At 66.3% G+C, this 19748-nt stretch carries 15 protein-coding genes; 3 read left to right on the forward strand and 12 right to left on the reverse strand.

Features of this window, described 5'->3' with window-relative positions:
* Window positions 1-183: 183 nt before the first annotated feature.
* From CFB81_RS25605 to CFB81_RS25650, 10 genes are all read right to left on the reverse strand, one after another.
* Complete coding sequence (locus tag CFB81_RS25605) at window positions 184-1047, reverse strand: glycine betaine ABC transporter substrate-binding protein (protein ID WP_069617433.1); 864 nt, start codon at window positions 1045-1047, stop codon at window positions 184-186.
* 134 nt (window positions 1048-1181) lie between these two features.
* Window positions 1182-2330, reverse strand: coding sequence for a hybrid-cluster NAD(P)-dependent oxidoreductase (locus CFB81_RS25610; protein WP_069617434.1), 1149 nt, complete (start codon window positions 2328-2330; stop codon window positions 1182-1184).
* Window positions 2331-2360: 30 nt separating this feature from the next.
* Complete coding sequence (locus tag CFB81_RS25615) at window positions 2361-3602, reverse strand: SRPBCC family protein (protein WP_069617435.1); 1242 nt, start codon at window positions 3600-3602, stop codon at window positions 2361-2363.
* 53 nt (window positions 3603-3655) lie between these two features.
* On the reverse strand, window positions 3656-4441 hold the full coding sequence (locus CFB81_RS25620) for an electron transfer flavoprotein subunit beta/FixA family protein (RefSeq protein ID WP_069617436.1): 786 nt from the start codon (window positions 4439-4441) through the stop codon (window positions 3656-3658).
* Entirely contained in the window at window positions 4438-5607 is a 1170-nt protein-coding gene (locus CFB81_RS25625; RefSeq protein WP_089436935.1) for an electron transfer flavoprotein subunit alpha/FixB family protein, read from the reverse strand. The genes CFB81_RS25620 and CFB81_RS25625 overlap by 4 nt, the downstream gene beginning before the upstream one ends.
* Window positions 5608-5611: 4 nt before the next feature.
* Window positions 5612-7537, reverse strand: a complete 1926-nt coding sequence (locus CFB81_RS25630) for a (Fe-S)-binding protein (protein WP_089436936.1) — start codon at window positions 7535-7537, stop codon at window positions 5612-5614.
* A 3-nt stretch (window positions 7538-7540) separates the two neighbouring features.
* Complete coding sequence (locus CFB81_RS25635; protein ID WP_006488987.1) at window positions 7541-9604, reverse strand: NADH:flavin oxidoreductase; 2064 nt, start codon at window positions 9602-9604, stop codon at window positions 7541-7543.
* A gap of 68 nt (window positions 9605-9672) precedes the next feature.
* The gene (locus CFB81_RS25640) at window positions 9673-10206 is read right to left on the reverse strand and encodes a DUF5943 domain-containing protein (RefSeq protein WP_050012296.1); all 534 of its coding nucleotides are present in this window, start codon (window positions 10204-10206) and stop codon (window positions 9673-9675) included.
* Between the two features lie 138 nt (window positions 10207-10344).
* The gene (locus tag CFB81_RS25645) at window positions 10345-11316 is read right to left on the reverse strand and encodes a dipeptidase (RefSeq protein ID WP_034186088.1); all 972 of its coding nucleotides are present in this window, start codon (window positions 11314-11316) and stop codon (window positions 10345-10347) included.
* Window positions 11317-11354: 38 nt separating this feature from the next.
* Entirely contained in the window at window positions 11355-12629 is a 1275-nt protein-coding gene (locus tag CFB81_RS25650; protein WP_089436937.1) for a serine hydroxymethyltransferase, read from the reverse strand.
* Between the two features lie 355 nt (window positions 12630-12984).
* On the opposite strand from CFB81_RS25650, the gene CFB81_RS25660 reads away from it, so the two are divergent.
* Window positions 12985-14100 (forward strand): GlxA family transcriptional regulator, encoded by a 1116-nt coding sequence (locus CFB81_RS25660; protein ID WP_089436939.1) that lies wholly within the window; start codon window positions 12985-12987, stop codon window positions 14098-14100.
* A gap of 57 nt (window positions 14101-14157) precedes the next feature.
* Here CFB81_RS25660 and CFB81_RS25665 read toward each other — a convergent pair whose 3' ends face one another.
* Window positions 14158-15567 (reverse strand): discoidin domain-containing protein, encoded by a 1410-nt coding sequence (locus CFB81_RS25665; protein ID WP_089436940.1) that lies wholly within the window; start codon window positions 15565-15567, stop codon window positions 14158-14160.
* Window positions 15568-15835: 268 nt separating this feature from the next.
* Here CFB81_RS25665 and CFB81_RS25670 point away from each other — a divergent pair, with 268 nt between their 5' ends.
* A complete protein-coding gene (locus tag CFB81_RS25670; RefSeq protein ID WP_089436941.1) occupies window positions 15836-17272 on the forward strand; it encodes a PLP-dependent aminotransferase family protein in 1437 nt (478 codons plus the stop codon).
* A 188-nt stretch (window positions 17273-17460) separates the two neighbouring features.
* The gene (locus tag CFB81_RS25675) at window positions 17461-18222 is read left to right on the forward strand and encodes a hypothetical protein (RefSeq protein ID WP_089436942.1); all 762 of its coding nucleotides are present in this window, start codon (window positions 17461-17463) and stop codon (window positions 18220-18222) included.
* Window positions 18223-18346: 124 nt separating this feature from the next.
* Here the strand turns inward: CFB81_RS25675 and fdhA are convergent, their stop codons facing one another.
* A complete protein-coding gene (fdhA, locus tag CFB81_RS25680; RefSeq protein ID WP_027781331.1) occupies window positions 18347-19543 on the reverse strand; it encodes a formaldehyde dehydrogenase, glutathione-independent in 1197 nt (398 codons plus the stop codon).
* Window positions 19544-19748 lie beyond the last annotated feature (205 nt).

Below are 19748 nucleotides of genomic sequence, written 5' to 3' on the forward strand. Positions count from 1 at the left end.
GCTGCTCCGATGCAAAGCAGATGATTCCGCACAAGGGCGCTAGTGTAGCAACTTACGCGCTTTTTTGCAGAATCCGCAAAAGAATTCCGGGATATGGCCGCATTGCATCCTGATTATTTCGGATTCCTGCATGCCATTCCCGGCGTATTTTTATGACGATTCGTACGACGTATGTCGAGGTGCTTACTGCGCGCCTTCCGTCCACGAATTCACGCGGTCGGCATGCGCTGCAATCCACGCATCCGCGGCCGCTTCCGGCTTCGAACCGTTCTGGATCGCCAGCATCACGCTGTCGATTTCACCCGGCTTCCACTGGAATTTCTTCAGGAACGCGACGACCGGCTTCGCCTTGGTTTCGAGGCCCGGATTCACGACGCTGTCGACGTGCTCGGCACCGCCGAACACCTTCTTCGGATCCTCGAGGAAGCGCAGCTTCCACTTCGCGAACATCCAGTGCGGCGCCCAGCCGGTCACGATCACCGGCTTGTTCGCGCCGACCGAACGCGACAACTCGGCCGTCATCGCGCTGCCCGAGCTCGGCATCAGCGTGTAGCTCAGCCCGTAGTTCTTGATCGCTTCGTCGGTCTTGCGCATCACGCCCGCACCGGCATCGATGCCGACGATGCGGCCGCCGAAGCTGCTCTTCTCGGCGTTCAGATCCTCGATGCTCTTCGCCTTCACGTAATCCGGGACGATCAGGCCGATCTTCGCGTCGGGAAAGTTCGCGCCGACGTCGACGACCTTGCTCTTGTATTCGCTCCAGTACGAGCCGTGCGTGACCGGCAGCCATGCGGACAGCGTCGCATCGAGATCGCCGCGCGCGACGCCCTGCCACATGATCCCGGCAGCGACCGGCACGAGCTTCACCTCGTAGCCGAGCTTCTTCTCGATCACGCGGGCCGCGACGTTCGACGTCGCGACGCTGTCGTCCCAGCCTTCGACGTAGCCGATTTTCAGCGTCGGCTTCGTATCGGCGAGCGCCGATGCGCTCAATGCCACCATCGCCGACAGGGTGCCGGTCCAAAACAGTTTTCCGAACAATTTCATGGTCGATCTCCTTGGTCTGCGCACCGTGCGCGTTGTCTCTCTAGGTTCTTCAACCACAAATCCGCGGTATCGTTGTTTTCCGACAGATGCTTGTCCGGACGCGACGCGCCCGGACCGCCGACGGCGCATCTCGACTACTTGTCGATCACGAGATCCGACAGCGGCTTGCTGCAGCACAGCAGCACCATTCCCTGATCGATCTCGCGCTGGCGAATACCGCCGTTGTGCTTCATCTCGACCTGCCCCGACACGAGCTTCACCTTGCAGGTGCCGCACATGCCCTGCGTGCACGATGCGGGCAGCCGCACGCCCGACTGGCGCGCCGCGTCGAGCACGTGCTGCTCCGAGCCGCACGCGATCTCGCGGTTGCTCTTCGCGAAGCTGACCGTGTACTGCTTCGTCGCGGCGTCGCCGCCTTCCGCCGGCGGCACGAGTTCGGCGAGCACTTCGTCACTCGCGGTCTGCGCGAGCGTTTCGAACGAGAAGCTTTCCTCGTGATACTGCTTGCGATCGAAACCGGCTTCGTCGAGCAGGTCGCGCACGGCCTTCATGTACGGCGCGGGGCCGCACGTGAAGATCTCGCGCTCCATGAAATCCGGCGCGATCAGCTTCAGCAGCGGCAGCGTCAGGAAGCCCGTGACGCCCGGCCAGTTGGTCCGTGCGCCGACACGCTCGACGACGAACGACGTGCGGAAATTCGTGTGGTTCGACGCGATCAGGTCGAGCTCGCGCGCGAAGATGATGTCGTCCGGCGTGCGCGCGCTGTGCACGAACAGGATGTCGCGATCTTCGGCGAGATCATGGTGCGCGCGGCTCATCGACATCAGCGGCGTGATGCCCGAGCCGGCCGACAGGAACAGGTACTTGCGCGCCGGATGCCGCGCGCACGTGAATTCGCCGGCGGGGCCGAGCACGCGCACCGATGCGCCCGGCTGCAGATTGTCGTGCAGCCAGTTCGACACCTTGCCGCCCGGCACGCGCTTCACCGTGATCGAAATCGTGTGCGGCCGCGCCGGCGACGACGAAATCGTGTAGCAGCGGTTGATCGTCTCGCCGTCGATGTCGAGCTCGAGCGTGATGAACTGCCCGGGCTCGAACGAGAACGTGCGGCCCTGCGGTGAACGGAAGAAGAAGCTCTTCACGTCGTGCGTTTCCTGCCGCACGTGGCAGCACACCAGCGTTTCCTCGACGTCGCTCGTCCAGCGCTCGGGCAGCGCGTTCCAGAAGGCCGGGTGTGTCACCCGGCTGTCCGCCGGTTCGAAATTGGCCGCATCTCGCATCATTTCTAACTCCGCTTGCTGTTCCGCTGACGACTACGCGCCGGTTTGTTCGGCGAGCCGGCCGATGTACCAGGCCGAGAATTTTTCGACGAGGCCTTCCGTGTACGGCGAATACGGGCCCGGCTCGTACGCGCTGCTGGTCGCGCCGCGCTGCGAGAATTCGACGAGCGCGCGATCCTGGTCGTTGGTCGCGTTCCACACGGCCGTCAGGTTCTTCACGTCGTAGTCGATGCCTTCCTTCGCGTCCTTGTGCACGAGCCACTTCGTGCGCACGAGCGTCTTGCCGGCCGACAGCGGGATCACCGAGAACGTCACGATGTGATCGCTCATGAAGTGGTGCCACGAGTTCGGCTGGGTCCAGAACGACAGCCCGCCGAGGTCGGCCTTGTCGAAGCCGCCGAGCAGCTTCTTCGACGCGATCTTCGCGTCGAGCGTCTGCGATTCGCCGTGACGGTCGAGCGGCAGGCGCTGCGTGCGGAAACCCGTCACGTCGAGCAGCTTTTCGATTTCGGCGGACGGCAGGCCCATCTCGGCCCACTCCTTGCCGCGCCGCACGCACGTTTCAGCGAATGCGTCCATGCCTTCGGCGTTCGCGTCGGAGCGCTGGTAGCCGAAGCCGTATTCGTACAGCGAGATCGTCAGCTCCGGATGGTTCGCGACGCAGTGATAGCACTCGCGGTTGTTCTCCATCGTGAGCTTCCAGTTGCCTTCCTCGATGATGTCGATCTGCGCGGCGATCTTCGTGCTCGGCAGATCGTGCGGCAGCAGGTACGGCTCCATCTCCGCGCGCATCTGCGCGAAATCGACCGGCGGCTCGTCGGCAAGGCAAATGAAGATCAGGCCCGCGAGGTTCTCGACGTGCACCGACTTCAGGCTGTGCTTGCAACGGTCGAACTTCTCGCCCATGTGCTCGGCGAACATCAGCTGGCCCGTCAGGTTGTACGTCCAGCTGTGGTACGGGCACACGATGTTGCCGACCGAGCCCTTGTCTTCGTTGCACAGGCGCGCACCGCGGTGACGGCACACGTTGTGGAACGCGCGAATCGCCATGTCGTCGTCGCGCACGATCAGGATCGAATCGCTGCCGAGTTCCACGGTCACGTAATCGCCCGGCTCGGGAATGTCCGGTTCGACCGCCACCTGGATCCAGTGCTGGCGGAAAATCGCCTCCATGTCGAGCGCGAAGATGTCCTCGCTCGTGTAGAACGGCGCTTCGAGGCTGTAGCCTGCCTTGCGGCGTTCGATCAATGCACGAATGTCTGCCGATACTTTCATCGTTTGCTCCGGATTCCTTGCATCCCTGGGTTTCTTGCCGACAGGCATCAAAATCAGTAGTCGATGAGCTGATGCTCGCGCAAATACGCGAGGATCACTTGTGCTTTTTCGACCGAACTCCCTTCATTTACGACGTTGCCGCCACGGCTTTCGGTCGTCGTCGCGGACAGCATCCGGGCATGCCCGGAGCGCTTCTCGGCGGCGACCAGTTTTACGGGTTTACGCTCGACCGGGCCGACCGTCCACGCGGCCGCATCGGCATCCGCGCCGGGCGCCGCGAGCGCCGGCCGGATCGCGCCGGCGCGCAGCCGCGCATACGCATAGCGCGGCTCGACACCGGCGAGCGGGTGGACGGCGACGACGGCCGGCAGCGCCGCGTCGACACGCCGCCGCAGCCCTTTCGGCAAAAATTGCCGGACCGCCGCGCGGCCGTCTTCGACCGTCACGTCGACGGCCGAGCCGACGAGCGGATAGCCGAGCGCCGCGGCGACGCGGTACGGCAGCATCCCGGTGTCGTACGCGCCCTCGGCGCGCGTGCCGGTCAGCACGAGGTCGTAGCCTTCGACACGCGCGGCGAGCGCGTGCACGGCATCGTCGCCGTCGCGGCAGGCCAGCACTTCGACCTCCCGTGCGCCGAGCGCGAGATATTCGGCAAGCGCCGCATTAGCGGGGTCGCCCGCGTGGATCACGTCGAGCGTCGCGCGATGCTTCTCGGCGAGCTGCCGGCCGGTTTCGAGCGCGGCCGCATCGTTGCGGCTGTAGCGCGCGACACCGCTGACCGGATGCCGGCCGACGGACACAAGCACCGCGATGCGTTGCAAGGGGCGGGGGGCGTTCATGCGGCGACTCCTTCGGGTTCGCGGGTGCCGACCGCGGCCGGCGATTCGCCGCGCGCGGCCCGCGCGGCCTGGACCTGTTCGATCAGCGCGGCGATCGTCGCCTGCGCGTCGCCGACCACCGTCAGGTTCGCGCGCTTCGCGATCGGCGCGCTGCCGTCGAGGTTCACCGCGATCACGTGGCGGCAGTCCTTGATCCCCTGCAAATGCTGCACCGCGCCCGAGATGCCGAACGCGATGTACACGCTCGCCTCGACCGTCTTGCCGGTCGCGCCGACCTGCTTGTCGCGCGTGAAGTGGCCGTTGTCGACCGCGACGCGGCTCGCGCCGATCGCCGCGCCGAACACCTCGGCCAGCCGCTCGAACGCGCCGATGTCGGACACGCCGTTGCCGGCCGACACGATGAAATCGGCTTCCTCGAGCGCGACCTGGGCCGCGTCGATTTCGTCGACACCGAGATCGCGGTACGGCTGCGCGGCGTCATGCGCCGGGCGGATGAAATCGGCCGCCACGCGCTCGCCGGCGCCGACGAACGGCAGCTTCGCTTCCACCGCGTTCTGCGCGAGCAGGATCACGTCGGGCAGCGCGCGGGTCGCGAACGCCCGCCCGGCCTGCGCATACGTACCCACATGCTTCGCGTCGATTTCGACGACGTGAGTCGCGACGCTCGCGCCGGCGGCCGCCGCGTAACGCCGGCCGAGATCGCCGTCGCCCGTCGCGTTGTCGGGCACGAACACGTGTTTCGGCGCCAGTGCGGCAACACACGCCTGCAATGCTTGCAGTTCGCTTTCGGGATCGAACGCACGGCGATCGAAGCCGGTCAGCTCGAGCAGCTTGTCGACGCCGAGTTCGGCCACGTCGTCCTTCAATTCGCCGAACGCGAGCAGCGCGACTTCCGTCTGCGCATCGGCGAGCACGGCGGCGGCGGCAATCGCCTGACGCGAATGGTCGTCGAGCGCGCCGCGCTCGCCATGGGCGACCACCAGCATCACGTGCTTCGGGTCCTGCAGCACGCGGCGCGGCTTCGCGGCCGCGGCGCCATGACCGTGCGCGGACCATTGCGCGGCGTTCGCATCGGCGCTGCCTTCCTCGCCGAGCGTGATGCGCTTCAGGCCGGCGGCCGTGATGATGAACGGCCGGCGCGGATCGATTCGTTTGATCGTATTCATCGATTCACTCCAGCGAGGCGGCGACGAGTTCGGCGACGTCGAGCACGTCGGGGCGCGGGCCCACGACGCCTTCGAGCATGGCCGTGCAGTTCGGGCACGCAACCGCGACCACGTCCGCGCCGATCGTACGCGCATCGGCGATGCGGATGTCCGGGATGCGCTGCTTGCCGGGGATGTCGGTCAGCGGCGCACCGCCGCCGCCACCGCAGCAGCGGCCGCGCATGCCGTTGCGCTCCATCTCGACGACCTGGATGCCGATCGTCTTCAACAGCTTGCGCGGCGCTTCCGTCTCACCGTTGTAGCGGCCGAGGTAGCACGGATCGTGATAGGTCGTGCGCTTCTCCTGCAGCGCCTCGACCGCCTTCGGCGCGATCTTGCCGCTGTCGGCCAGTTCGGCCAGATAGGTCGTGTGATGCTTGACCGTCACGCGCAGCCCGAGCGCGCGGTATTCGTTGCGCAGGCTGTGCATCACGTGCGGGTCGGCCGTCACGATCTGCTTGTACGACAGCGTGCCAAGCGTGCCGATCAGGCGCTTCGCCATCTGCTGGAACGTCGCTTCGTCGCCGAGCCGGCGCGCGACGTCGCCCGTGTCGGTTTCCGTCGGGCCGAGCACCGCGTAGTCGACGCCCGCCTTGTTCAGCACCTTCACGAACGCGCGCAGCGTGCGCTGGTAGCGCATGTCGAATGCGCCTTCGCCCGCGACGAACAGCACGTCGACCGGCTTGCCCGGCTGCGCGACCGGCGCGCTCAGGTCCACCGACCAGTCATAGCGCGCGGCCGTGTCGTAGCCGCCCATCGTACCGGTCTCGCGCAGGTTCGCGAGCACCTCCTGGCCCTTGCCCGGCACCGTGCCGTGCACGAGCGTGCGGTTGCGGCGCATGTCGACGATCGCATCGACGTGTTCGATCAGCATCGGGCATTCCTGCACGCACGCGCGGCAGGTCGTGCACGACCACAGCGTCTGTTCCTCGATCAGGCCCGACACGATCGGGCCGTTCGGCTCGCCGCGATGCTGGCCGACCGGAATGCCCGGCGACGGACTGCCCGCGTACGCCGCATCGGTGCCGCCGGCCATCCCGACGACGAGATCCTGGATCAGCTTCTTCGGATTCAGCGGCTGGCCCGACGCGAACGCGGGGCACGCGGCTTCGCACTTGCCGCACTGCACGCACGCGTCGAAGCTCAGCAGCTGGTTCCAGCGGAATTCGACCGGCTTCGCGACGCCGTACTCCTGATGCTCGATGTCCGGCAGCTTCAGCGCGGTCGGCGGCGTGGCCGTGCCGTTGCCGGTGAACGATTCGCGCGTGGCCGCGAAACGCTCCTGGCGCGGGTGGAACGCGAGGTGCAGCAGGCCGGCGATCGCATGCTTCATCGGGCCGCCCTTCGCGGCGCCGACCGTCATCGTGAACGCACCGACGCCGATCAGCAGCGCGCAGAGCACCGCGAACGCACCCGACATCGCGCCGGTCGGCACCAGCATGAACAGCACGAGGCCGAGCGCGAACGAACCGAGCAGCCAGGGCAGCGTATTCCACGGGCCGCGCGACAGGCGCGCCGGCACGTCCTTCGCCGCGCGCCGGCGCCACACGAACACCGCGCCGACCAGCATCGCGAGCGCCGCGAGGAAGATCAGCTTATCGAGCCACGGCGAGTAGATCGCGAGGCCGTAGTTGACGAACACCAGCGCGAGCGCGCCGATCGCACCGCCGGCGGTCGCGACGTGGGTCTTCGCGATGTACGGATCGCGGGCGACCACGTGGTGCAGGTCGACGAAATAACGCTTCGGAATCGCGAACAGGTTCGCGACGCCGAACGAGCCGGGCGCCGTGGCCCGACCCAGGCGCCAGTAGGACGAGCGCTTCGCGACCGCGAACGCAAGCCCCGCCACCGACAGCCACAACAGGGCGGTAATGAGGAAGGACGGGTTCATCTTTTAGAAATCCTTCACGAGACGCAGCGAGTCGTAGATCGCACCGTGGACGTTGTGCATCGAGATGCAGTCGCCGACACGGAACAGCAGGAAGCGGCCGTTGCCGAGTTCTTCCGACAGGCACGGCTGCGGCTCGGCCGCGAACAGCGTGTGCGGATCGATCTGGCCGCGGTTCACCGATTCCGGCTTGAGCTTCCAGTACAGTTCGTCGTTCGGCGACGAGCCGTTCTCGATCACCACCTGGTCGACCGCGCGCTCTTCCAGTTCTTCCGTGTACTCGTTGCGCAGCACGGCGATCATCTTGCCGTTCTCTTCATAGACGCGATCGAGCATCGTGTTCGGCGTCGGAATCACGCCGAACGCGTACAGGCGCCGATAGAAGATCGGGAACGTCGTGCCGCCGCAGTCGTCGGCGACCTTCACGTCCGGCGTGACGACCTCGACCTTCGAGCCGCGGCTCGCCATGAAGTCGGCCACGCCGGCGCCCGCATGCGTGCTCACGCCATCGAACAGCAGCACGTTCTGCTTCGGCTCGACCTTGCCGGTCAGGATGTCCCACGAGCTGACGGCGAGGCCTTCGGCGACGCCCCACGCCGGCACCTGCCACGTGAAGCTCGAACCGCCGGTGGCGAGCACGACGATGTCCGGCTTCTCGGCCATGATCATCTTCTCGTCGGCGGCCACGCCGAGACGCCGGTCGACGCCCAGGCGCTTCGTTTCCATGTCGAACCAGCGGATGATCCCCGACATCTGCTCGCGCTGCGGCGCCTTCGCGGCGATCATCACCTGGCCGCCGACTTCCGCGTTCTTCTCGAACAGCACGACGTCGTGGCCGCGCAGCTTCGCGACGCGAGCGGCCTCGAGCCCTGCCGGGCCGGCGCCGACCACCACGACCTTGCGCTTCGGGCCGCGCGATTTCTCGATGATGTGCGGCATCGTCGCTTCGCGCGACGTCGCCGCGTTCTGGATGCACAGCACGTCGAGGCCGTTGTACTGGCGGTCGATGCAGTAGTTCGCACCGACGCACTGCTTGATTTCGTCCTCGCGGCCGTCGCGGATCTTGATCACCATGTGCGGATCGGCGATCTGCGCGCGCGTCATGCCGACCAGGTCGATCATCCCGTTCGCGAGCAGGCGCTCGGCCTGGCCCGCATCGCGGATGCTCTGCGCGTGCATCACCGGAATCTTCACGACCGACTTGATGCCGGCCGCGAGGTGCACGAACGGCTCCGGCGGCAACGCCATCGGCGGCATGCAGTTCGCGATCGTGTTGTGCGTATCGCCACCCGAGCCGACCACGCTCAGATAGTCGATCAGGCCCGTCTCCGACATCGCCTGCGCGATTTCCTTCAGCGCTTCGTGATCGAGGCCGTCCTCGTGGAATTCGTCGCCGCACATGCGCAGGCCGACGCAGAAGTCCTTGCCGACCGCCTCGCGCACGGCCGTCAGCACTTCGATGCCGAAGCGCAGGCGGTTTTCGAGGCTGCCGCCCCATTCGTCGGTGCGATGGTTCGAACGCTTGCTCCAGAACTGGTCGATCAGGTGCTGGTGGGCGGCGGAGATTTCGATGCCGTCCATGCCGGCCGCCTTCACGCGCTTCGCGGCCGCCGCGAAATCGCCGATGATGCGGCGGATTTCCTCGATCTCGATGATCTTCGCATTGCCGCGGTGCACCGGTTCGCGCACGCCCGACGGCGACATCAGGTGCGGCCAGTGCTCGCCGTGGAACGACGAGCGGCGGCCCATGTGCGTCGCCTGGATCATGATCTTCGCGCCGTGCTTGTGCATCGTGTCGGCCAGGCGCGTGAGCGGATCGATGATCTTGTCGGTCGACAGGTTCACCGATTTCCACCAGCCTTGCGGGCTGTCGATCGATACCGGGCTCGACCCGCCGCAGATGGCCAGGCCGACGCCACCCTTCGCCTTTTCTTCGTAGTAGCGGATATAGCGGTCGCCCGGCAGGCCGCCCGGCTCGGCATACACCTCCGCGTGCGCGGTGCTGACGATCCGGTTGCGCAGCGTCAGCTGGTTCAGCTGCATGGGTTTGAACAGGTGGGGATAACGCATCGCTGGCGACCTCTGGCGTTCGAATGTCTCGTGTTGCGGGTGTTGTTCTGCTTCAGTGAATCAGTGCGTCAGTGCGCGATCGGCGACACTTCGAAGATGCAGTGGTCGTGATGCTCGGCCGCACATTGCACTTCCTTCGAGTACGCGCGCGGCGCGCCCTTGCCTTCCGGCGTCGTGTCGTTGACCCAGTCCATCGCGCCCGCGAACCAGCCCGCGAACATGTAGCAGAGCTTGCCTTCCTTGCCCGGCTGCTGGAGCACGAACGACGAGTGGCGCAGTTCGATCTTCGCGCGGGCGCTCGCCGGGTCGGCCTCGATGATCGAGAACAGGCCCCAGCCGCGCTGCGACAGGCGCTTCAGGTAGTGCTCGAACACGGCCATGCCGGTCAGGCCGTGCAGCTTGGCCTCCTTGTCGCACCAGTGGTAGGCGGACTTGTAGCCGGCCTTGTACAGGATCTCGGCATACGCATCGACGCCGAGCGCTTCCTCGACGGCGACGTGGTTGTTCGTGAAGAAGTGGCGCGGCACGTACAGCATCGGCAGCGCGTCGGTGGTCCAGACGCCGGTATCGGGATCGACGTTGATCGGCAGTTGCGGTTGCATCGTGGTGACTCCGTGAGGAAAGTGGCCGCGCGGCTCATTGCGCAGGCGCGACATCGTCCGCGTGCCCGCGCATCAAGCGCCGGCACGTCCCGATTTTTTTATGTTGAAACGACGGTAGCGGTTCGGCTCGGCGGGCGCTTATGCGCCCCACACGTCCTTGAACACGCGCACCCAGTTCTCGCCCATGATCTTGCGGATCCGCGACTCCTTCCAGCCGTGGCGTTCCATCGCCGCGGTCAGGTTCGGGAATTCGCCGATCGTGCGGATGCCGTCCGGGTTGATCACCTTGCCGAAGTTCGTCAGCTGGCGATAGCGGCCCTTGTCGTGCGTCAGCATGTCGAAGAACTCCTTCGCGAAATCCTGCGTGAAGTCCGTGCCGATGCCGACCGCGTCTTCGCCGATCAGGTTCACGACGTAGTCGATCGCCTCGATGTAGTCGTCGATGTTCGCCTCGATGCCGCGCTTCAGGAACGGCGCGAACATCGTCACGCCGACGAAGCCGCCCGCATCGGCGATCTCCTTCAGCTGCGCGTCGCTCTTGTTGCGCGGATGTTCCTTCAGGCCCGACGGCAGGCAGTGCGAATAGCACACCGGCTTCTTCGAGAACGCGATCGCTTCGGACGACGTGTTGCCGCCCACATGCGACAGGTCGACCATGATGCCGACGCGGTTCATCTCGGTGATCACTTCGCGGCCGAAGTCCGACAGCCCGCCGTCGCGTTCGTAGCAGCCGGTGCCGACCAGGTTCTGCGTGTTGTAGCAAAGCTGCACGACGCGCACGCCCATGTCGGCGAACGCTTCGATGTAGCCGAGGTTGTCCTCGAACGCATGCGCGTTCTGGAAGCCGAGGATGATCCCGGTCTTGCCTTCCTTCTTCGCGCGGAAGATGTCGTCCGTCGTGCGCACGAGCGTCAGCAGCTCGCCGTTGTCGCGGATCTTCTTCTTCATCACGCCGATGTTGTCGACGGTCTTGGTGAAGTTCTCCCACACCGACACCGTGCAGTTCGCGGCCGTGATGCCACCCTTGCGCATGTCCTCGAACACCGGCTTCTCGAACTTGGAGATGTTCAGTCCGTCGATGATGATGCTGTCCTGATGCAGCGTGCTCATATCTGCTCTCGCTCGTGTGACTGTTCTTGTGGGGTCGATCAGTAGATCGGGAAGCGCTCGCAGAGCGCGAAGATCTCGCGGCGCACGCGCTGTTCGGTTGCGGGGTCGCCTTCCGGGTTCGCACGCAGCGCGTCGAACACTTCGAGGATCAGGCGGCCGATCTCGCGGAACTCCGCGACGCCGAAGCCGCGCGTCGTGCCGGCCGGCGTGCCGAGGCGAATGCCCGACGTGACGGTCGGCTTCTCGGTGTCGAACGGAATGCCGTTCTTGTTGCAGGTGATGCCCGCGCGCTCCAGCGCCTGCTCGACCGGCGCGCCTTTCAGGCCCTTCGGGCGCAGGTCGACCAGCAGCAGGTGGTTGTCGGTGCCGCCCGTGACGAGATCGACGCCGCCGGCCTTCAGCACTTCGCCGAGCGCCTGCGCGTTCGCGAGCACGCTGTCGATGTAGGTCTTGAAGTCCGCATGCAGCACTTCGCCGAACGCGACGGCCTTGCCGGCGATCACGTGCATCAGCGGGCCGCCCTGCAGGCCGGGGAACACGGCCGAGTTGATCTTCTTCGCGATGTCCTCGTCGTTGGTCAGCACGAAGCCGCCGCGCGGGCCGCGCAGCGTCTTGTGCGTGGTCGACGTGACGACGTGCGCGTGCTCGACCGGGTTCGCGTGGCGGCCCGCGGCGATCACGCCGGCGATGTGCGCCATGTCGACCATCAGCTTCGCGCCGACGCTGTCGGCGATCGCGCGAAAGCGTGCGAAGTCGAGCGCGCGCGGGTACGCCGAGAAGCCGGCAATGATGAGGTTCGGCTTGTGCTCGTGCGCGAGCGCCTCGACCTGGTCGTAATCGATGCGCAGCGTGTCGCGGTTCACGCCGTACTGGACCGCGTTGAACCACTTGCCGGACAGCGCCGGCTTCGCGCCGTGCGTCAGGTGGCCGCCCGCGTCGAGCGACATGCCGAGCACCGTGTCGCCCGGCTTGGCGAGCGCGAGCATCACCGAGCCGTTCGCCTGCGCGCCCGAGTGCGGCTGCACGTTCGCATAGCCGGCGTTGAAGATCTGCTTCACGCGTTCGATCGCGAGCGCCTCGACTTCATCGGCGAATTCGCAGCCGCCGTAGTAGCGCTTTCCGGGATAGCCTTCCGCGTACTTGTTGGTCAGTACCGAGCCCTGCGCCTCGAGCACGGCGCGCGACACGATGTTTTCCGACGCGATCAGCTCGACTTGCGACTGCTGACGCTCGAGTTCCTTCAGGATGGCGCTGCGCACCGGCGCGTCGCGCTCGGCAAGGGTCTGCGAGAAGAAAGGCTGGGTGTTCGACATAGTGCGTCCGTGACGAAGAATAAAGGGCTGCAACCGAAGCTCAAGGCCCGCCGTGACTGGGTTTCCCGCTCGTCCAGTGCAAGGCTGCCGACGGCTCTATTCTTGTCGTTCGGATTTTCGGCGGATTGATGAATTTAGACGCGTTCTTTGCCTTTTCCGCCATGCGCGTCCGTTTTGTACAAGTGACCGATCGTGCTTTTCGGGACGGGCGCCCGAAACGATGTCGATGGTTCACCTATGGACACGCACACCGGCAGTGCGTTTGCCGCACGTTCGAGTGCGGCTTGTCCCGGATACGGTGCAGTGCAGCAACGGCCCGATGCCCAGACAACGTATGGAGCTAGGGTTTAGCCGTATGGCACGCTTGTTGCACTCGCTCACACAATACCGCAGCCCGATTCGTGCCTCGGGCCAAAAGCTATTAGAGATTCAAGGAACGCTCCCCATGTCGCCCGACCGCACAGCGTCGCTGTCCCACTTCGCGTTCATGCCTTTACCGAACTTCACGATGATCGCGTTCACCAATGCGATCGAGGTGCTTCGGATGGCGAACTACCTGAGCGGCCAGCCGCTCTACCGCTGGTCGGTGATCAGCCCGGACGGCGGTCCGGTCACGGCGAGCAACGGCCTCACGGTCGACACGGGGCCGGCCGAATGCGTGGGGCAACCCGACATCGTATTCGTGTGCGGCGGCGTCGACGTGCAGCGCGCGACCACGCCCGCCCATCTGTCGACCCTGCGCCGTTTCGCGCGCCTGGGGATGCCGCTCGGCAGCCTGTGCACGGGCACCTATGCACTCGCGAAGTCCGGGCTGCTCGCGGGCTACGCGTGCGCGATCCACTGGGAGAACATGTCGGCGCTGAAGGAAGAGTTTCCGGACACGCGCTTCCTGAAGGAACTGTTCGTGATCGACCGCGACCGCATCACCTGCACGGGCGGCGTCGCGCCGCTCGACATGATGCTGAACCTGATCGCCGCGCGCGTCGGCACCGCGCGCGTCACGCAGATCGCCGAGCAGTTCATCGTCGAACACGTGCGCGACACGAGCGCGCAGCAACGCATGCCGCTCGTCGCGCGCCTCGGCTCGGCGAACAAGTCGCTCTTCGAAGTGATCTCGCTGATGGAGAACAACATCGAGGAACCACTGTCGCGCGAGGAACTCGCGCGGCTCGCGAACATGTCGCAACGGCAATTGCAGCGTCTCTTCCGCGAGCATCTCGGGATGACGCCGACGCACTACTACCTGACGTTGCGGCTGCGCCGTGCGCGCGAGCTGTTGCTGCAGACCGACATGTCGATCATGCACATCACGATGGCGTGCGGCTTCCAGTCGGCATGCCACTTCAGCAAGAGCTATCGCGACGCGTTCGGCGTCGCGCCGACGCGCGAACGCCGCAAGCAGGTCGCGCCGCTCGCGCAGGGGGCGGCGAGTGCTGCGCCGGCATTTCCGGCGCATGTGCTGCATGCGTGAGGCGGGCGGCGCATGAAGCAAAAAAAGTGACCTTGAAGGTCGCTTTTTCCTTTGCGCTTACGATCCCCACACCTGCATTTCATCGAGCGAATACCCCCACTGCGTCGCCCGCTTCGTGCCGAGCATCCGTACGTAACGGCCGTGCCCGTTCAGGTTCGGCAGCGTGACGTGACCATACGACACGCCGTTGCTCGTCGAGTAGATCGTCGTCCAGTTCGCGTTGTCGTTCGACGTCTGGATCTGGTAGACGAGCGCGCCTGCATCCCAGTACAGATCGATGCTGCTGATGGTCTTCGTCGCACCGAGATCGACGGAGATCCATTGCGGATCGACGCCCGCGCCCTCGGGCGAATCCCAGCGCGTGCTCGTCGTGTTGCCGTCGAACGCCTTGTCCGGCGTGAGCGACGCGTTGTAGCTCGCCGACGCCGCGGCCGGCCGCCCCTGCGACAGCAGCGTACGTGCCGCGGCCGCGCCGCCGTAGTAGTTCGCGCCGAGCTTCGCCTTCGTCGCATCGGCATTCACGCCGAACTGCGACAGGCTCCAGCGCTGGCCGGTCGTCACGTCGCCGACGTAGAGCTGATAGCCGCCCGCCGTCGTCGACGAGAAGAACAGGTAGTTCGTACCGTTGACGGGCGCCGGGTCCGAGTTGTTGCTCATGCAGTCGTTGAGCGCCAGCGCGCTCGGTGTCGAGGCCGGGTCGGCCGTCTTCGCATAGATCTGGTCGGCGCCGCCGCTGTCCTTCCAGCGCGCGTAGTACACCATGCCGTCCGCGCGCACGGCCGGGTAGTACGTCTGCAGCCCGGACGGACGGTCGAACACGGCGGTCGCGCCGGTCGCGATCGTGCGCTTCATCAGTCCCATGTTCGAGCCGGTGCCGGTTGCGTAGTACACGGCGCTCGCGTCCGGCGCGAGGAACGGCATCGAATATTCGGCGCCGGCCGGCGCGTTCGTCAGGCTCACGACCGACGTGAACACCGGGCCCGCGCTCGTGTACGACAGCGTCGCCTGCTTGACGTCGCCGTTCTGCTTGAACACGAGCGTCTTGCCGTCCGTGCTGAACTTCGGGTCTTCGTTGCGCGTGGCGCCCGTGCTGTTCGTCATGTTGACGGGCGGCGTGCCGGCACCGAGCTGCAGCATGAACACGTTCCATGCGCCGTTGCGGATGCCCATGAACGCGAGCCACTTGCCGTCGGGGCTGAACACGCCGTTCATCGGATCGGTGATGCCCCACGCGCTCTTGCTGAGTTGCGTCAGCGTACGGGCCGAAAAATCGTAGAGGAACAACTGGCTCGTGCCGTCGCCGTACTTGACGTAGCTGTGATAGACGAGCTTGCCGGTCAGTGCGGCGGGGAACGTCGCGTTCGGCTGGGCGGCGGGATTGTTGACGCAGGCTGCGGCGGCCACGCCGCTGAACATATTGAGGGCGATGCCGGCCACGAGGCCCGCGACGAGGGTCTTCAATGTCACGCTGGATACTTCCGGGTAAGGTGCGGACGCCGCAGAAAAGGACTCGCGCGACACGCGCGGGCGTCTCGGATTCGCGGTCGGGCAGCGTGAATTCCGTATCGGTCGGACAGCGGGAACAAAGCTTGCGGGAGGATGCCCGTTTGTCAGACGAAAGAACAGGATCAGAGCGCCGATAAAACATACGGATCAGCGGTTTTGGGGCGCGCTTGCACGTGCCGGCTGCCGTACTACTCTTTGTCATCGAGGTCCGACGGCCGGGAGAACGCGCATGAAGCGCTATGCGGTACTGGCACAGACCATCGCCGACGCCATCCGGCGCGGCGACCTGACGCCCGGCGCGCGCATCCCCACCGTGCGTGCGGCATGCCGCGCGTATCGCGTGAGCCCGTCCACGGTGTTTCGCGCGTACTACGCGCTCGAAAGCGAGGGCCTGATCGTCGCGCGGGCCCGCTCCGGCTATTTCGTTGCGAACGTTGCGGACAAGCACGTGCGGTTCGCCCGAGATCCGCCGCGCAAGCCCGGCGCCGCGCAGAACGACGTCGCGCAAGCCGGCGACGACGATGCGCTGTTCCGCCTGCTCGACTCGCTCAAATGCGACGACATCGTGCCCCTCGGCTCGGCATTCGCGAGCTATTCGCTGTTTCCGATGAGCAGCCTGTGGCGTCACGTGGCCTCGGCCGCGCGCCACATGGACCGCACGAAACTGCTGGAAGGCTTGCCGCCCGGCAACGAAGCGCTGCGCCGTCAGATCGCGCTGCGCTACCTGAACGCGGGCGCGTCGCTACCGCTGGAGGAAATCGTCATCACGACGGGCGCGACCGAAGCGCTGACGCTCAGCCTGCAGGCACTGACGCGCCCGGGCGACATCGTCGCGATCGAACGGCCGGCATTCCACGCGGTGCTGCAGGCCGTGCAGTGCCTGCATCTGAAGGCGGTCGAGATTCCGGTCGATCCGCGCACGGGCCTCGACCTCGACGCGCTCGCCGAGGCGCTCGACACGCATCCGGTGCGCGCGTGCTGGTTCATGACGTCGTTCCACAACCCGACCGGCGCGACGCTGACCGACGAGCGCAAGCGCGCGCTGATCGACCTGCTCGCGTCCCGCGGCGTACCGCTGATCGAGGACGACGTGTATGGCGAATTGCAGTTCGGCACGGCGCCCACGCGCCCCGCGAAACTGTATGACGACCGCGGGCTCGTCCTGCATTGCGGATCGTTCTCGAAATGCCTCGCGCCCGGATTCCGGATCGGCTGGGTCGCGGCCGGCCGCTTCGTCCGGCAGATCCGACAGGCCAGAGGCGCGAGCGCGCCGGCCGCCGACGTACCCGCGCAGATGGCGATTTCGAGCTACCTGCGCGACGGCGCATACGATCGCTTCCTGCGCAAGCTGCGCCGCAATCTCGCCGCGCACCAGGCGCAGATGCTCTCCGCCGTGCGCGCGTATTTTCCGACGGATACCGAAGTGTTCGCGCCGCGCGGCGGGTATTTCCTGTGGATCGAACTGCCGCCGCACATGGATGCGATGCACCTGTTCGGCGAAGCGATGGAAAACGGCGTGAGCATCGCGCCGGGGCCGATCTTTTCCGCGACCGGCGGCTTCCGCCGCTATTTGCGACTCAATTACGGGCGGCCGTGGACACCGGCGGTCGAGCGCGCGCTGGAGACGCTCGGCACGCTCGCGGCTCGACAGCGGCATGGCGGCTAGTACGAAACGTGCGGAACGCAACGCGAGACATGCGCCTTGCGTTTCGCGCGCGAACGACCAAGAATGAAGCGGCAGGCAGACGTGGACGAACGGGTTCCTCCCGTCCGATGTTATGGAGAATCCCATGAGCACCGCATGCGAACGACCGCCGATCTCCAGCCCGACGATCGCGCCCACCGGTCGCCGACATGCGCGTCCTGCCTAGCCGGAGCGTCCGCCCGCGGGACGCCTGGCGCGCCGTGCTGAATGCGCGCGCCGAATCGCGGCACGCGACGTGCTGCCGCTGCCGCGAATGCGGGTTCGTGGCGTTCCGGGCGCTCGAGCACTGCCCCGTCTGCGGTCGATGGAACTGGCCGTTCGAACCAATCCGCCACACGCCGGCCGACGCGCACGCCTCTCATGCGCCGCGATCGTTTCACACGTGGTCGTCACGCATCGCCCGCGCGTGGCGCAACGCGGCCTTCCAGCGGCCGCGCGCGTCGAGCGCACCGATCCTGAGCATCCTCACGCTCGTGCTGCTGGTCGGCGGCTACGTGATGGTCGACCAGACCTGCAAGGCCGATCCCGTTTGTCGCGGATCCGGTGCGCCAGCCGCCGTCGCGACCGAAGCCATGCTGCCCGCGTCGAACGATCCGTTGCTGCCGGTCGTGCCGGCGCCCGTCTATCCGTTTCATTCGCCTGATGAAACACAAGTGGCGGCCAGTCCGCCACAAGGCGCCCCACTCGCCGGCAAGCCCGCTCGCAAGGTGGCGGTTGCACAAGCCGCGCCATCGTTGCGCGCGCCTGACCGGACGCGCGCCGGCGCGGTCCGCGTCGCCGACTGGAAAGGCAACCGCGACACCGCCCATCGCCCCACGCGCACGATCCGCCGCGTCAGCCAGCACGCCGGGCGCACACGTCGCGCCCCGGCCAGCAACGCCGAACTCGCGAAACTCTATCGCGGCCACTGAGCGCGACTCGGGCTCGGCGGTCGCCGCGTTGCACTGCCTTCGCCTTCGCTCCCGCCACGAAAAAAGCGGGCGGCCCGTTTCCGGAACCGCCCGCTTCGTGTGGTGCGTGTCGAACGCTAGCGCATCACGCGGCCAGCAACCCGTGCGGGTCGATGACGAATTTGCGCGGCGCGCCGCCGTCGAACTTCTTGTAGCCTTCCGGCGCCTGGTCGAGCGAGATCACTTCGACGTTGACGATCTTCGCGATCGGCAGCCGGTCGAACAGGATCGCCTGCATCAGGTTGCGGTTGTACTTCAGCACCGGCGTCTGGCCCGTGAAGAACGAATGCGACTTCGCCCAGCCAAGACCGAAGCGGATGCTCAGGCTGCCGTGCTGCGCCGCCTTGTCCTTCGCGCCCGGATCGTCCGTCACGTACAGGCCCGGGATGCCGATCGCGCCGGCCGGGCGCGTGATTTCCATCAGCGAGTTCAGCACCGTCGCGGGCGCTTCCTCCGAATGGCCCGACGAGCCGTGGCCGTGCGCCTCGAAGCCGACGCAGTCGACCGCGCAGTCGATCTCGGGCACGCCGAGGATCTGCTCGATCTGCTCGCCGAGCGACGCGTCCTTCGACAGGTCGACCGTCTCGAAGCCCATCGCCCGCGCATGCGCGAGGCGTTCCGCGTTCATGTCGCCGACGATCGTCACGGCCGCGCCGAGCAGGCGCGCCGATGCGGCCGCGGCCATCCCCACCGGGCCCGCGCCCGCGATGTAGACGGTCGAACCGGGCTTCACGCCCGCGCTCACCGCACCGTGATAGCCGGTCGGCAGAATGTCGGACAGGCAGGTCAGGTCGCGGATCTTCGCCATCGCCTGGTCGCGATCCGGGAATTTCAGCAGGTTGAAATCGGCATACGGCACGAGCACGTACTCGGCCTGGCCGCCGATCCAGCCGCCCATGTCGACGTAGCCGTACGCGCCGCCCGCACGCGACGGGTTCACGTTCAGGCACACGCCCGTATGCGTGTCCTTGCACATCGCGCAGCGGCCGCACGCGACGTTGAACGGCACCGACACGAGATCGCCGATCTTCAGCGTCTCGACGTCGCGGCCCACTTCGACCACTTCGCCGGTGATCTCGTGACCGAGCACGAGGCCGACCGGCGCGGTCGTGCGGCCGCGCACCATGTGCTGGTCGGAGCCGCAGATGTTCGTGCTGACCACTTTCAGGATCACGCCGTGGCCGATCGCGCGGCCGCTCGGGTCGACCATCTTCGGATAATCGATTTTCTGGACTTCGACCTGGCCCGGCCCAAGATAGACGACACCTCGATTGCTGCTCATCGTATTGTCTCCATGTCTCGTTGGATGGCGCCGCGGCGCGCCGGCGCCATGCGGCGCACGCGCAACGTGCTGTTCGAGAGTAGTCCGGGAGGCAGGGGCGCCGATGTCTCAAACGCGACATGCGTTTGATCGACGCCGACATCGATGGCGGAAAGACGAAAGTCGGGCGGAAATCTACCGGGCGCGAGACGCACCGGGGTCGGCC

The organism is Burkholderia sp. AU28863, assembly GCF_002223195.1.
Classification (GTDB): domain Bacteria; phylum Pseudomonadota; class Gammaproteobacteria; order Burkholderiales; family Burkholderiaceae; genus Burkholderia; species Burkholderia sola.